General features: G+C 45.5%; 11 protein-coding genes and 1 rRNA gene. 9 read left to right on the forward strand and 3 right to left on the reverse strand.

Translation table 11 applies throughout. The annotated features are described in order from the left end of the window. Positions 1–177 precede the first annotated feature (177 nt). Positions 178–1,674: a histidine ammonia-lyase gene (gene hutH / locus A3CY_RS0117820; RefSeq protein ID WP_018339310.1), complete on the reverse strand. Its 1,497-nt coding sequence runs from the start codon at positions 1,672–1,674 to the stop codon at positions 178–180. Positions 1,675–1,829: 155 nt separating this feature from the next. After that, positions 1,830–3,191 (reverse strand): histidine--tRNA ligase, encoded by a 1,362-nt coding sequence (gene hisS, locus A3CY_RS0117825; protein ID WP_018339311.1) that lies wholly within the window; start codon positions 3,189–3,191, stop codon positions 1,830–1,832. 170 nt (positions 3,192–3,361) lie between these two features. Between hisS and A3CY_RS0117830 the strand changes: the two genes are divergently transcribed. Then, on the forward strand, positions 3,362–3,940 hold the full coding sequence (locus A3CY_RS0117830) for an RNA polymerase sigma factor (protein ID WP_040372027.1): 579 nt from the start codon (positions 3,362–3,364) through the stop codon (positions 3,938–3,940). Here the strand turns inward: A3CY_RS0117830 and A3CY_RS23065 are convergent. Continuing rightward, positions 3,919–4,086, reverse strand: a complete 168-nt coding sequence (locus A3CY_RS23065; RefSeq protein ID WP_018339313.1) for a hypothetical protein — start codon at positions 4,084–4,086, stop codon at positions 3,919–3,921. The genes A3CY_RS0117830 and A3CY_RS23065 overlap by 22 nt on opposite strands. Positions 4,087–4,334: 248 nt before the next feature. Between A3CY_RS23065 and A3CY_RS0117840 the strand changes: the two genes are divergently transcribed. The 8 genes from A3CY_RS0117840 to A3CY_RS0117885 all read left to right on the forward strand — a co-directional run. Next, the gene (locus A3CY_RS0117840; RefSeq protein ID WP_040372012.1) at positions 4,335–5,270 is read left to right on the forward strand and encodes a hypothetical protein; all 936 of its coding nucleotides are present in this window, start codon (positions 4,335–4,337) and stop codon (positions 5,268–5,270) included. Positions 5,271–5,520: 250 nt separating this feature from the next. Next, entirely contained in the window at positions 5,521–6,690 is a 1,170-nt protein-coding gene (locus A3CY_RS0117845) for a FecR family protein (RefSeq protein WP_018339314.1), read from the forward strand. 112 nt (positions 6,691–6,802) lie between these two features. Beyond that, a complete protein-coding gene (locus A3CY_RS0117850) occupies positions 6,803–10,288 on the forward strand; it encodes a SusC/RagA family TonB-linked outer membrane protein (protein ID WP_051082758.1) in 3,486 nt (1,161 codons plus the stop codon). 5 nt (positions 10,289–10,293) lie between these two features. After that, a complete protein-coding gene (locus A3CY_RS0117855; protein ID WP_040372013.1) occupies positions 10,294–11,916 on the forward strand; it encodes a RagB/SusD family nutrient uptake outer membrane protein in 1,623 nt (540 codons plus the stop codon). 11 nt (positions 11,917–11,927) lie between these two features. After that, the gene (locus A3CY_RS0117860) at positions 11,928–12,557 is read left to right on the forward strand and encodes a fasciclin domain-containing protein (protein WP_051082756.1); all 630 of its coding nucleotides are present in this window, start codon (positions 11,928–11,930) and stop codon (positions 12,555–12,557) included. Positions 12,558–12,577: 20 nt separating this feature from the next. Further along, entirely contained in the window at positions 12,578–13,009 is a 432-nt protein-coding gene (locus A3CY_RS0117865; protein ID WP_018339318.1) for a hypothetical protein, read from the forward strand. Between the two features lie 532 nt (positions 13,010–13,541). Next, positions 13,542–14,162: a DUF6266 family protein gene (locus A3CY_RS0117875; RefSeq protein WP_018339320.1), complete on the forward strand. Its 621-nt coding sequence runs from the start codon at positions 13,542–13,544 to the stop codon at positions 14,160–14,162. A gap of 470 nt (positions 14,163–14,632) precedes the next feature. Then, positions 14,633–14,912 (forward strand): 16S ribosomal RNA (locus A3CY_RS0117885); the annotation flags it as partial.

Here is a 14,912-nt window from a genome sequence, read left to right on the forward strand (position 1 = left end):
GTACTTTTCATTCTATGTTTATTCGCAATTCCCAGAGGGAAAGTTATTACATAGATGCAGATCTCACAGAAATTCCATAAATGTACGAATAAAAATAATGTATAAGAATACAAAAAGAGGCTTTATCAAAAGCCTCTTTTAATTTTTTCCGTGTTAACGGAAAGAAAATCATATCTATTATTGGAAATTAGCGAATTCTCCTTGTTTCAGGAATTCAACGGCAGCCTCGATGTCTTGATACATCACGCGGTCTTGACTGTTGAACGGTACGATAGTACGGAATTCTGCCAAGAAATTTTCCAAGTATTCGGAAGTTTTGGTCGGACGTTGCAGGTCGATGGCTTGTGCGGCATTCATCAATTCGATGGCAAGCACACGTTCCACGTTTTCGATAACCTGTACCGTTTTTACCGCGGCGTTTCCACCCATGCTGACGTGGTCTTCCTGTTCGTTGGAAGAGGGAATAGAGTCAACAGAGCACGGACTGCACAATTGTTTGTTTTTACTTACAATTGCTGCTGCGGCATATTGTGGAATCATGAAGCCGGAGTTCAAGCCGGAGTTTGCAACCAAGAATTCCGGAGTTTTACGATCACCTGCAATCAGACGATATACACGTCTTTCAGAGATGCTACCCAATTCAGCGATAGCGATGCTCAAGAAGTCGAGAACTAATGCCAGCGGTTCGCCGTGGAAATTACCACCGGAGATGATCAGGTCGTCCTCCATGAAGATGGTCGGGTTGTCAGTCACGGAGTTAATCTCCCGTTCTACCACGGAAGCCACATAATTCACGGTATCTTTTACAGCACCGTGTACTTGCGGCATACAGCGGAAAGAATACGGGTCTTGCACGTGAGTTTTTTCCACTTTCTGGAATTCAGAACCTTCCAGCAAAGTACGGATATTACGTGCTGTTTCGATTTGTCCCGGGTGAGGGCGAGCCTCGTGGATTTGCGGCAAGAACGGATCAATACGTCCGTCGTATGCTTCCAGGGAAAGAGCCCCGATAATATCGGCGTATTTCACCACCTTAAATGCGTTCAATAAAGCATAAACGGCGTGTGAACTCATGAATTGAGTCCCGTTCAACAAAGCCAATCCTTCCTTGGCGCCCAATTGTATCGGTTCCCAACCGAATTTTTGGTTGATTTCTTTAGCAGGATAAATTTTGTTCTTGTAATATACCTCGCCTTCCCCGATCAACGGCAGGAACAAGTTGGCAAGCGGAGCCAAGTCGCCGGATGCACCGAGTGAACCTAATTCTTTCACCACGGGAAGCACGTCTTTGTTGAACATATCGATGATACGCTCCACGGTCACTTGTTGAACGCCTGATTTTCCCAGGGAAAGGGCGTGAGCCTTCAGCAACAGCATTAAGCGGATTATATCCTGGTGTACAGGTTTGCCTACGCTGCAAGCGTGCGACATTACGAGGTTGGCTTGCAACTGGCTTAGATCTTCGGGTGAAATCGTGATCTTGCACAAAGAACCGAATCCGGTCGTGATCCCATACAACGGTTTTTCAGAAGTGGCTATCTTGTGATCCAGATATGCCTTACAGTCATTGATTAATTTTTTGCTCTCGTCCGATAAAGCGAGTTTATATTTTTTATTCAGTATTTTTTCGATTTGATCGAAGGTCAATTTCTCCGGGGTAATATAATGAGTCATGTTAATTGAAAATTGAAAATTGAAAATTAAAAATTGCACACACGCGGGGCGTTGCCCCCTTGACTTTATAAACAATTTCCTTGTCAGGGGAAACGGGTGTCAAAACCATGGCTTTTCAGCGGGCGTTGTTCTTTGCGATATAGTTGCATACGCTTTTATTTTAATTTCTCAACCAGATCGGGGATAGCTACGCTTTCTTGTTCTCCCGTGACCATGTTTTTAAGTGTGACTATATTGTTCGCGATTTCATTTTCTCCGGCTAATGCCACGTAGGGGATAACCTTTTTGTCGGCATAAGCCATTTGCTTTTTCATCTTGGCGGCTTCCGGGTAAATCTCTGCGTTAATACCCGCTACCCGCAGGGTTTTCAGGATCGGAAGACAGAAAGCCTCTTCTTTCTCCCCGAAGTTCACGAACAGGATACGGGTAGTTGCCGTGGAATCTTTCGGGAAAATATCCAATTGATTCATCACGTCGAAAATACGATCCGCACCGAAAGAGATACCCACGCCGGACATATTTTTCATGCCGAATATCCCGGTCAAGTCATCGTAACGTCCTCCCCCGGTGATGCTTCCGATCTCCACGTCCAGGGCTTTGACCTCGAAAATAGCACCCGTGTAATAACTTAATCCGCGGGCAAGCGTGAGGTCTAGTTTTACCTCGATTTGTATATCCAATTGTTTCAGATAACGGAATACGGTACTCAATTCTTCCACGCCCTTCAATCCGGTTTCACTTCCCTTCAGTACGTCTTGTAAGCGGGTTAATTTTTCCTCGTTCGTCCCTTCCAGATGCAGAATAGGCTGCAATTTTTCAATAGCCTCTTCCGATACACCTTTCTCCCGTAATTCGGCATTCACGTTTTCCGCCCCGATTTTATCCATCTTGTCGATAGCCACTGTGATATCAACCAGCTTTTCCGGGTGACCGATGGTTTCGGCAATTCCGGCTAACACTTTCCGGTTGTTGATCAGCAGGCGAACATGAATCTTCAAGCGTTTGTAAACCTCGTCCACGATTTGCACCAGTTCCACCTCGTTCAGTAATGAATCACTTCCCACGACATCCACGTCACACTGGTAAAATTCCCGGTAACGTCCTTTTTGCGGACGATCGGCACGCCACACGGGTTGAATTTGGTAGCGCTTGAACGGGAAAGTAATCTCGTTTTGGTGTTGCACCACGAAGCGGGCGAAAGGCACGGTCAAGTCATAGCGCAATCCCTTCTCGCAAATCTTGTTTGTCAAACGGGGAATATTGCGTTCCTCTATCTCGCTATCGCTAACGGAAGAAAGAAAATCGCCGGAATTCAATATCTTGAAAAGTAATTTATCACCCTCTTCCCCGTATTTTCCCATCAGCGTGGAGAGATTCTCCATGGCAGGAGTTTCCAGCGGCAGATAGCCGTAGAGTTTGAATACGGATTTAATCGTGTCGAATATATAATTTCTTTTCACCATAATTTCCGGTGAATAATCTCTTGTTCCTTTCGGGATAGATGGAGTCTGTGCCATTTTCTATATTAAGCTTTAGATTTAAATGTGTTGCAAATATAAATGATTCTGCTGCTTTTTGAAACTTCTCGGGAAAATAAATCATGGCAGTTCCAAGATTGTAACGTTTTTTTTTGGCTTTGACGTGAAAAAAACAGATATTTGTTCCTAGATGTCTAGGATTGTGTGTTATGCAAGAAGAAGAGAAGTTATTCAATAGGATGCAAGAGGGGGATTGGAGTGCTTTTAACTCCTTTTTCGAATGTTATGCGGAACAATTGTATCATTATGCATTGGGATTCGTGAAACATCGGGAGGAGGCGGAGGATATCGTGCAGGATGTTTTTATTTATTTGTGGACTAATCGGGATAAGATCGCTTACACGGGTTCCGTGTATGCTTACCTGTGTCGTGCCGTGAAAAATTCATGTATCGATTATAAGTTGCACGAGAAAGTTGAGGAGCGTTACCGGAGGGAGATGGCGGTGCTTGCCCCGGAAGACGCGGGAGAGGAAGATGATTTCGAGGAATTGTATGCCCGTTTACAGGCGGTCATGGAAACCTTACCCCCGAAATGTCGGGAAATATTTGTTCTGGGATGCGTGGAGAGCATGAGTTATAAAGAAATTGCGGAACAATTGAATATTTCCGTGAACACGGTGAAAACACAGATGAAATCCGCTTACAAGAAAATAAAAGGAGAATTTGGAAATAAAAATGAAAAATTCATGATGATACTTTGCTATCCTCACTTTGTGGAGGACGAGTAGTTTGAATCATCCATCCGCTCTTTTTCTTGTTCTTTTTCCGTTGATTTATTTTCTTCTGTATTCATATGTGAAGCCCAGAAATCGATAAAATCCCAGCGCCATGCATATTTTTCGAATTCATTCTCCATTACATCAATATATTCCATAGACCATGAAATTAAAAATGATTGACCCGTTATATTTTTGAGTAAAAGTAAACGAAATCGAAATGACCGGACACGCGAAAGGTATAATTTATCCGGCACATCGTACAAAAATAAAAAATCCGACGCTGCTATATTTTCAAAGGGAGGCTTGTAAAGCGGGCTTGTAGATGGATTTGTCCTGTCTTAGATGGGGAAGTGCCTATAAGCGAGAAAAATGTAGCCCGTTTTTTGATATATTTGCAGTGGTTATGGGTATACATAAGGTCATATTGCTTTTTACATATTTGTTTCCGGTCATATCCGCTCTTACTTGTTGCTTGTTGATGCTGTTTACATACAGGGATAGCGTGCGGCACGAGGAGCGTTACCTGAGACGGCTGGCTTTTTACTATTATCTTTCAACACTTATCGGTTGGTTTTGTGTGATTGTTTTTGTTTGGTCGCCATCTTTTTTCACTCGTATAAATCCGTTGTGCTGTTTTTCTTTGTTGATGTCATCCGTGATTTTTTATCATTTGGTTTTTCGGTTGACACGTGTCGATGGGGATGGATGTTTTTCGAGTAAACATTATCTGTTGCCGGTACTTGTTCCTTCCCTGTTGCTCGTATGGAGTATGTTTGTACCCTCCGACGTGCGGCTGGTTATCGTGGAGGGGCACGATCGGGAGCCAACGGGGTATGTTTGGTATGCTTATTTTTATGTTCCCCAATTATTTATGGCAATGCTTTTTTGTCTTGCCTATACGCTTTTGGGTATCTGCCGTTATTATCGTTGTTGGTCGATTTGGCAGCGGGAGGGCACGAGGGAGAGCCATTTTCCTCTGCGTTGGTTGGGTATTTTATTATTGCTCTTTCTTTTTCAATTATGTATGCCTTTATTTGAGTCGTATTTTGTCAGAAGTAATTGGTTGGACTTTGTCCCGATTTTGGTACTTTTAGTACAATATACATTGCTGGCTTATCATATCCTGGTTGGGAATTATATGGTATTATCTCCCCGAACCGATAATTCTCCTCTGTCGGGAGAAAATCCGGAACCTGTATTGAGGCACAACCTGTCTTTAGATAAGGTTGAATTCGAGAATTATCTTCATACTTATAAACCTTATCTCGACCCTGAACTGAAAATGGCAGACCTTTCCCGGGGTTACGCACGAATCGCACCTATCTTTCTTCCTTTATAAACCGTACTTATGGATTGAATTTCAGTGCTTTTATCAATACCTGCCGCCTTCAGGAATTGGAGCGCCTTCTTGGCGATCCTTCCAGTCGGGGCATTGGTATTGCGGATTTGATCACTCGTGTTGGTTTCGGTAGTTATGACAGTTATCGCCGGGCAAAAAAGAAAAGTGCGTCATAATTGAAAAAAAACTTCATTTCTTTTCACCCTTTTTGTCACTCTTCTCGCTTAGTGAGTAGAAAAGTGGAAAAATCATGAGTACAAAAGATGAAAAAGAATGGTTGCGGGCGGTGCTTGAAGGCAAGATAAAGCCGGGCGATAAAGAATGGAAGAAAATTTGGAAGGAGGAGGATTTTGCCCGGGTGAGAGAAGTGTTACGGGAAGTGGGAATGATGGAACGTGGCGAAGTGAGATTCGACCGGGAGAAAATGTGGCGGGTGATCGAGGATTATCGGGGTGAAGGTAAAAACAGGCGTCGTGTTTCTGGCGCATGGCGTTGGGTGGCTGCGGTGATAATCCCCTTGTGTATAGGAGGTGCGATGTGGTTCTTGTCACAAGGCGCTAAAAATACGACGTCTTTAGCGCAGGTCCCCGTGCTGGAAGGGGGTGGACCTCGTGCCATGTTGATTATGGCTGGGGGGGAACGGATCGATTTGACGTCAGAATTGAAAGATACCTTATTGAATAATAATGGAGTACGTGTCTGCTTGGATTCATCTCGGAGAGTGACCTACGAGCGGTCGGGAGTAGTGCCTGCCAAAGTGGAGTACAACACGATCGTCGTTCCGCGTAGAGGAGAATATCAGTTGGCTTTGACGGACGGTACCAAAGTTTATTTAAATTCCGAGTCGGAATTGCGTTTTCCTACAATTTTCACGAATGGCGAACGGCGGGTGTATCTCAAAGGGGAAGGTTATTTCGAGGTAGCAACCGATACGGCAAGACCGTTTGTGGTCGAGGCAGATGAGATTGATGTTAGGGTGTTAGGCACTCGGTTTAACGTGAATGCCTATACTCCGGAGCGAATGATTCGTACCACGCTGGTATCGGGGAAGGTACAGGTAAGCGATCGGCAGGACGGAACATCTGCGATTCTTGCTCCTGGACAGCAAGCCGTGTGGACGGAAGGTGAGCTTTCGACCCGTGAAGTGAATGCTGCAGCCATATCGGCATGGGTGGACGGGAAATTCTATTTCGAGGAAGGTGCGACCTTGGAAGAGATTTCCGAACAATTGCGACGGTGGTACGATATTGATTTCTTCTTTGCCTCGGAACGGGTGAAACATTTCGTCTTTGCCGGGGTAATTAAGAAGGAATATACGGCTAACGAGATATTCTCGATTATCGAGAAAACAACTGGGGTTAAATTTACTGTGAACGGAAGAGTGGTTACCGTGAGCGAAGTAATAAAAATGAAAAATTGAATAAAACCAAAAATAAACCGGGAATTGCAGCAACAATTCCCGGTTGTAAAAAAACATCCCACGGGGACTCGCGATCCCTTTCGGATGAATGTTTAACTCTTATCACAAAACTATGAAAAAAAATCGAACGGGCACGTGGTTCCCGTTAAAAAAATCACGTGCGAAAATTTTGATGATGATGAAATTGACTTTTTTGTTAATGTGTGGTTTTGTACTTTCTCTTTCTGCGGCAGTGCGTGCGCAGGATCAGATGGTAACGTTGAAAGTAGAGGAAATGCCTTTTACTAAGGTGATTTCCGAACTGAAGCGACAGACACAATTGGACTTCTTTTACAGTTTCAACGAGGTAGATGTGAGCCAGACGGTTTCACTGGACGTGAAGAACACGAAAATCGATGAAGTGTTACGGCAGATTCTGGGAAAAAGGTTCACGTGGGAGTATATAGACAAAATGGTGATTATTAAGCCTGTGGAGTTGAATGACAAGGAAAAGAAATCAGTACGTGTAAAGGGATTTGTTTATGATACGGGGAAGCTGCCCATGCCGGGAGTGACTGTGAAAGTTGTAGGTTTACCCGTGGGAACGGCGACGAACGAGAAGGGATGGTTTGCCATGGACTTGCCTTTGCAGAAGGGAGCGTTGGAATTTTCTTTTATTGGTTTCAAGAAAAAACAAGTGGAATTTACCGAAAAGACAGATACGCTCCGAATCGTCATGGAGGAGGATGTTTCGGATCTGGATGAGGTTGTGGTACGTGCTTACGGTACACAGAAAAAGAGGGAAGTGGTCAGCGCAATGTCTTCGGTAACGGCAGAAGAGATGAAGGAACTGCCGGCAGCCAGCATTACCAGCATGTTGCAAGGTCGTTTGGCGGGAGTGAATATCATTCAGCAATCCGGGGCTCCGGGGAGTGCGGCTGTCGTTGCCGTGCGTGGGTTTAACTCTTTGCTCGTGCAGGGAGCCAGTGACGGGCAGCCGCTTTGGGTGATTGATGGTGTGCCGATGCACTCTTTCGTTTCGCCGGTGACGGGAACGAATACGCTTGCCGATTTGGATCCCAGTATGATAGAATCCGTGCAAGTGTTGAAAGATGCTGCGGCTGCTTCTATCTATGGTAGCCGTGCGGGCAATGGGGTGATTCTGGTCACCACGAAGAAAGGAAAAGTTGGAAAAGCGCAATTTTCCGCGAATGTTTCTTACACGATTTCACAGTTAATGGAATACCCGGAGCAAACCGGAGGACGCATGGAGAGGTGGATTAATTTGCAGATTCAAAGAAATCAGAAGCAAAAATATTATAAAGGTGGCGCATATTATTTCCCATCCTCTTACGAGAACGTGTTTAAGCAAAGTGGTGGAGTTTACGATCAATTCTGGGGTAATGGAAATACCAATAGTTCTAAAGTGGATCCTTCCCTTCAGGATAGTTTGGACCCTTACTATAATAATCATACGAACTGGTGGAAATATGTTTTCAATACGGGTAAGGTGTTGAATGCTAATATTCAGGCGTCTGGTGGGAATGACCGTATTCGTTATATGGTGGGATTGGGATTTTATGACGAGGAGGGAATTATGCTCAATAGTGGCTATTCTCGTGCGAATTTGATGTCTAATTTGTCCGCTCACTTCACGTCCAAGTTACGATTGGATACCCGGGTATATCTCTCTTATGTTGACCGTACGATGAATAAATCCGGATCAAATTCCCGGTACGAGGGAATTGCGGCAAACCCGATGACGCAAAGTACGACGGTTTCTATGTCGCAAGATTTGGAAGACGAGTGGTTGAAAAGAATCAAGGGAATGAAAGATCGTACGGATGATTACCGGGCTATGGTAAGTGCATTCTTGGAATATGAGCTTATGGACGGGCTGTCGGTTTCGGCTTCCGGGAATGTCGATTTTTCGCAGGGTAATATGAATATGTTTAGTCCGGGCTCTTTGGACTTGTCTTATCACGAGAATAAATCGGAGGGTGCTATTAGTCGGCAGGCGATGCTTTCCACCGAGGAGTTGTTGAATTACAATAAAAGTATAAATGAAACACACAATATCAGTGTTTTGTTAGGATTTAATGCGAACAAGGAGCAGAATTTTTACATCGGTGGCTGGGGAAAGAACGGGGCGAGTGATGATGTTTATTATTATGATCCGGAGAAAACCAAGGATATTATAAATCATGGTTCTGAGAAATATCCTAATTATGTTTCCACCCGGAATTACAAGTCAGATTTCACGGAGAAGGCGATGGTGAGCCTTTTCGGGCGTTTTAGTTACAATTACAAGCAGCGCTATTTGATGGAGTTCACCTTCCGGCGGGATGGAAGTTCCACCTTCGGGGAAGGGAATCGCTGGGCTAATTTCCCGTCGATAGCTGTGGGGTGGACATTCTCGGAAGAGCCTTTTATCAAACGTTGGACGGGGAAGTGGTTGAACTGGGGAAAAATTCGCGGGAGTTACGGGACATCGGGACAAATTTTCACGGATGCGTATTTGGCTCACGGTTTGATGAGGGTGGAAAGTGCTACTTTTCTCGGTACTTCGGGTGTGTCTTCGGCAAGACCGATTTCTCCCGACTTGACATGGGAAAAGACAGAGCAATACGACCTTGGCTTGGATATGGACATGTTCAATTACCGGTTGAACTTGAAATTGGATTATTATTATAAACGCACCAGTTCCTTGATTCATGGTGTTGATTTGCCGGGAGGGTTATCGCCTTTTGACCGGCGTACGGAGAACGCGATGGCGGTGTCCAACGAGGGAATCGAGTTGGAATTGCAGGCGGATATTTTCAGGGAAAGTGCCGTGAGCTGGCGGATGAAGCTGAATGCTTCCCGGAATTGGAACCGGTTTGAAAAGTCTAACACGGGTAAGGATGTTGACGGTTTGGTCATCGGTCGCCCGTTAAACGGGTTGTACGTTTACGCTCATGACGGGTTCTACGAGTCGGAAGATGATGTGCCGCGTTATTATACGGTAAACGGGGACGACACGTACTGGGGAGGTATCACTGCCAAGAGCGAGGTAAGCGGCCAGTTGGGGAACTACATATTGCGGGATTTCAATGATGACAAAAATCCCAGCAGTTACTACGCTGGTTCCACGCTTCCCTTGATGCACGGCGGGTGGATCAATGAGGTGATGTGGAAAAATTTTGACTTGAACGTGTTGGTGAATTACACGATTGGGCGGAAGATGATTAACGCCCGCGTGGCGAATTCTTTTGACCCGCTTCAAGGAATAACCAAGATGTTGGATTACAAGGATCTGGTTTTCTGGGAAAAACCGGGTGACCGTGCCAATATGCCGGCTTGGGGGAATACCGTGCGGGCGATGCTGGACACGAATATCGAAAAGGTGCATAGTGTTTCTTTGAAGCAATTGACCGTGGGATATAACTTGCCGAAGCGCTTGGCGGCAAAGACTGGATTTTCGGGAGTACGTTGTTTTATGACGGTGGAAAACTTATTTTATTTGAGCAATTACTCGGTGGAGAACCCGGAAGTGATTGACGTCTACACGGGGGTTGATAACGGTAAATCGTATCCTCTTCCGCGGAAATGGACATTGGGATTAACGCTTAATTTTTAATCAAGATGAAGAAGTATATATCATATCTATTATTGTGTTTCTCCATGATTCTGTGTTGGCAGTGTGAGGATTTTATTGACGTGCGGCCTGAAAACAGTCCCACCTACACGAACTATTTCAGGACCCAGCAAGATGCGGAGGCTTTGTTGACAGGTTTGCAAACAAGGGTGAAGGCAATGGCGGCAGAAGGGTATTGGCTTGATTCGTGGGGAATTTTGGCCGACAAGGATCCTTACGGCAGTATCCCGAACCAGTTGAATCCCATGTATGCCAAACGTCCTTGGGATAAGTGTTACCAGGTGATCTATCAGGCGGATTTGATTTTGGATAATGCCCATCGTTTTGAAATTTCGGAGAAGGAGATACGTCCGTATGTTTTGCAGGCTAATTTCGCGAAATCGTTGGCTTATTTTTATCTCGTGCGAAATTTTGGAGAGGTACCGATCACACAGGGAAGTACAAAATTTAGTAAACTCCCGCAGAGTCCCATCGGTGCCGTGTTGGATGAGGCGGAGAAATACGGGTTGAGGGCGTTGGATTTGCCCGTGTACGAGGAAATGGTGGAACAATCGGCTCCCGCGGCAAGAATGAAGCAGTACGGGAGCAAAGGGGCTGCCGTCGCCTTGATGGCGCATATTTGCGCGTGGCGTGCCAGTGTGGAAGGAAAAAGCGAATACTGGGAAAAAGCCGAGGAATATTGCCGGATGATTATCGACGGGGAGGCGGGCAACTATCGTTTGGCTGATACCCCGGAAGAGGTTTGCACGAACGTGATGCGCCGGGATAGTGACGAGAGCATTTGGGAGATTTATTTCAATTCCTTTGATAATTCACTTCGGAAAATACAATTGGTCGGATTTCCTTTGGATGCCTCGAATTGGGCTTTGCCGGGAAATAATAGTAAACCTTATATATCTAAAGCTACTGTCAGGCGAATGTATCCCGAGGGCGACCTTCGCCGGGATGCCTATTTCTGGGCGACGGATGCGGATAAGGTTTATTTGAATCATAGTGCGGAAGGTGCTGTTGCCTCCATGGTGCCGGGGGATTCTGTCATTAAAGTCATTGATAACAGTGCGATAGAGCAGGCTTACTTGTGGAAGTTTCGTTATCCTTACTATAAGAAATACGATTATGACCCGCAGCCAAGTTTCCAGGGGATAGACCAGAATCAGGTCGTTTGGCGTTTGGCGGATATCTACTTGCTACGGGCGGAATGCCGTGCCCGGCAAGGAAAGAGCAATGCCGCCGAGGATTTGAACAAAATTCGTGGCCGTGCGTACGGGGATTTGAACCGGAACGCTTTAACCGCACAGTACGCTTTCCCTTGCGCGGATGACGTGAAGAACGGTTTGGCAGGGAATATCGCCTTGGCTATCTACCGGGAAAGAGAGAAAGAACTGCTGTCTGAAAATCATCGTTGGTACGACATCGTTCGTAATGGCTGGTGCCACTTGCGCGGGGAAGACCCTTACGACTATATTCGGGAAGAGATTTCCGAGGCATACGCTAAGCTTACGGATCAAGACATCTACGATGGGGCGTTGTATTTCATGTTGGGGGGAATGTGTTTTTCGGATAACGATTTGATACGTCAGAATGTATACTGGAATCGAGTTACACAGTAAAAGAGAAAATTATGAGAAGAATAATGTATATAATCATTGTAGCCTCGCTTTTTGCGGTAGGTTGTACAAAGGATAATTTTATTGATACAGGAGTTAGTAATGGTCGGCACGAGGGAAAAAGTTTACTGGAGTACATGGAGGCCCATCCTTACGATTGGTCGTTTACCGTGGAGATGGTGCGGCACGCGGGAGAGGAAATGGTACGGCTTTTCGAGGGGAAGGATGAAGCGCATCTGGAAATCACTTTTTTCGGTTTGGCGAACCATTCGATTCGTCGTTACCTGTTGACGAATAATATAAAGAGTGTATCTGACTTGGATCCGGCGTGGTGTCGCTCCGTGTTGCTGAAACATGTGGTGGACGGGAAAATTTATCGAAGAGATATTCCCGAAGGTAAGCCGGGTGATTATGGCACGCGGGGATCTGGGGGAAAAAGCCAGAAAAACTTGGCGGGAGAGGACGTGTGGACGTACGTGTTTGTTGAGGAAAAGGAGGGTGTCGTGGACAATGCACCTAGGTCGATATATGTTAATTTCCTGAAATCGGGGAAAGGTAATTTTCGGGTGGCTTCGGGAGATATAGAGCCGGATAATTGTGTGGTGCATGCTTTGGAGTATAAATTCACGCTGGGTGACGAGTAATAATTAAAAACGGAAAGATTATGAAACAATTGATATTATTTATAACCTTAGTATGGACTGTGATTGGAGTTGGTTGTCACGAAAAGACGATTGGATTTTTGGTCACGGAGAATGCTTCTTATAACCCGGATTCACTCTATGTCCGTAAGACTCCGGATCCAAAATTAGATGCCATTCGGATGGAAACCAAGGCTCCCTGGATATCTACAAAATTGCAAGGATACGAGGGAACGGAACAAATTTATTTTAGCGTGGAATCAGTAACTTCTGATCAAGGTGAAGAGGCTGCCCGTGTTTTTATGAAGAATTTGGCTATCCGGGGCGGGGGAGCCTTGATGTATCCATTTGAGAATGATGCGATTCCTGGTAGATATAAAGTATCCGTTCGATTGACAAATCCTGGGTATACTCAGGTGATTGAGAATGCTTTCACGTTTATCGTGGTAGAATAAAAAAGAAAGAAAACCACGGGCTTTTCTTGTTCGCGTGCTTTTGGGAAAATGCCCGTGGTTATTTACTTCTTGTTTCTGATACGCATTGGAATAAGTGATGTTTGGAAACGAGTATAATTGAGTTTTTCAAAGAAACCCGGAAAGTTGAGTTTTTAACTTTTCGGGTATTTTGTTTTTCCTCGCTGGATGTGTTCGCGAAGATAAGGTGTTATGATGAGCTCCCGGTGTAGTCCCGTGGAGATAAGGGAGAAAATAGGGAATAATTTCGGTACACTTTCGGAACAACTTCGGTGCATGTTCGTTCGGGAGCGTTTACCTGACGCTCGTGAAACAGGGGTGAAATGATGGAAACGCCTTTTTTCCCCCTTTCAAGCCCGTGAATACCCCGGGAAATGCCCGGTATCGATGGGGGGGAAGCCGTTCATGTCATGAAAACGGGTGTTCATGATATGAAAAAGGTTTTCCGTGTCATAAATGATGTCCCGGGGAAAACGTGATGTATCTTTGTCCTGAGAATTTTAAAATAAAAAAAATGGCAAAAACAGATCAACAAATTCGAGGTAAAGTGGGAAACACCATTTTTTACCGAGTAGACGGGGAAACCCGTGTCAGGAGCACCGCGGCAGATTTTCGAGATGCGAACAGTGATGACCAGCGTTCGCTTCGTTCCCGGTTGCGGGTGGCGACTTCTTTTTACCAGCGCCTAGTGGGGGTGATTTCCCGTGAAATATGGAAACAGGCAGCTAACGGGACGGGCAAGAACGGCTTCAACCTTTTCATGAAGGAAAACATGCTGGTGTTTAACGCCGACGGCAAGATCGGTGATTTCTCCCGCTTGAGTTTGACGGCGGGAGCGTTGCAGGAAGTGAACCACTTGGAAGCGGTGGTGGACGATGAAGACCGGGTAACCTTGACGTGGGACGGGGATGCCGGCTTACCTTCCGCCGGGGCGAGTGATCGTTTGGGGGTGCTCGTTTTGTACGGCAACCACTCTTTTTCCCCCGTGCTTGTCGATGGAATCGAGGCGACGAGGGCGGACCGGGTAACCGCGTTCAGGTTAAAGCGACAACCCGGGATCACGGCACACGTGTATTGTTTTTTCTCCGGGCAAGATGGTAAAACTTGTTCCCCGACCCAGTACTTGCGCCTGTAACATGGCTCCTCCCTTGGAAAATCTTTTTTTGAAAAGATTGTTCTCCAGATACTTGTAAAAAAGTTCAAAAAAAGGTGGTAAAAAATTTGGAAAAGGTGATTTTCTGCTATTATCTTTGCACCCGCAAAACCGAAAGGGGCGCGAGTGATAGAAGATGTCGAGTGGCGGTTTTAGCGGAGTTCTCGAGATGTTTGAAGAGGTAAATCGAGGGGTGGAATTTATTATTAACGATCCCGCTCGAAAAAAGTTTGAAAAAAACTTTGGAAAAGATTTGGAAGGGAAGGGAAAAACGATTTATCTTTGCATCCGCTTTCGCCACTAGAAATGGCGGCAGTGAAGACGAGAAAAAGAAGAGTTCTTTAACAATATTGACGTGAAAAAGAAACAACGTAGCGAGCGTGAATCGACCGACGCGATGTCGGGATTCATACACATGACCCTGCCAGATATAAATTTCTGAATAATATTTTACAATGAAGAGTTTGATCCTGGCTCAGGATGAACGCTAGCGACAGGCTTAACACATGCAAGTCGAGGGGCAGCATGAGGTAGCAATACCTTGATGGCGACCGGCGCACGGGTGAGTAACACGTGTGCAACCAACCTCGTGCCGGGAGATAACCCGCGGAAACGTGGACTAACATCCCATGGGACTTTTTGGTCGCATGACCAAAATTTTAAAAGTAATGGCACGAGACGGGCACGCGCGGCATTAGGTAGTTGGCGGGGTAACGGCCCACCAAGCCGACG

It is taken from the genome of Butyricimonas synergistica DSM 23225, assembly GCF_000379665.1.
Classification (GTDB): Bacteria; Bacteroidota; Bacteroidia; order Bacteroidales; family Marinifilaceae; genus Butyricimonas; species Butyricimonas synergistica.

What these genes read in the sequence shown, in the direction of transcription:
- hutH (WP_018339310.1), bottom strand. Translation starts at nt 1,674, where the DNA reads ATGACTCATTATATTACCCCGGAGAAATTGACCTTCGATCAAATCGAA.
- hisS (WP_018339311.1), bottom strand. Translation starts at nt 3,191, where the DNA reads ATGGCACAGACTCCATCTATCCCGAAAGGAACAAGAGATTATTCACCG.
- A3CY_RS0117830 (WP_040372027.1), top strand. Translation starts at nt 3,362, where the DNA reads ATGCAAGAAGAAGAGAAGTTATTCAATAGGATGCAAGAGGGGGATTGG.
- A3CY_RS23065 (WP_018339313.1), bottom strand. Translation starts at nt 4,086, where the DNA reads ATGGAATATATTGATGTAATGGAGAATGAATTCGAAAAATATGCATGG.
- A3CY_RS0117840 (WP_040372012.1), top strand. Translation starts at nt 4,335, where the DNA reads ATGGGTATACATAAGGTCATATTGCTTTTTACATATTTGTTTCCGGTC.
- A3CY_RS0117845 (WP_018339314.1), top strand. Translation starts at nt 5,521, where the DNA reads ATGAGTACAAAAGATGAAAAAGAATGGTTGCGGGCGGTGCTTGAAGGC.
- A3CY_RS0117850 (WP_051082758.1), top strand. Translation starts at nt 6,803, where the DNA reads ATGAAAAAAAATCGAACGGGCACGTGGTTCCCGTTAAAAAAATCACGT.
- A3CY_RS0117855 (WP_040372013.1), top strand. Translation starts at nt 10,294, where the DNA reads ATGAAGAAGTATATATCATATCTATTATTGTGTTTCTCCATGATTCTG.
- A3CY_RS0117860 (WP_051082756.1), top strand. Translation starts at nt 11,928, where the DNA reads ATGAGAAGAATAATGTATATAATCATTGTAGCCTCGCTTTTTGCGGTA.
- A3CY_RS0117865 (WP_018339318.1), top strand. Translation starts at nt 12,578, where the DNA reads ATGAAACAATTGATATTATTTATAACCTTAGTATGGACTGTGATTGGA.
- A3CY_RS0117875 (WP_018339320.1), top strand. Translation starts at nt 13,542, where the DNA reads ATGGCAAAAACAGATCAACAAATTCGAGGTAAAGTGGGAAACACCATT.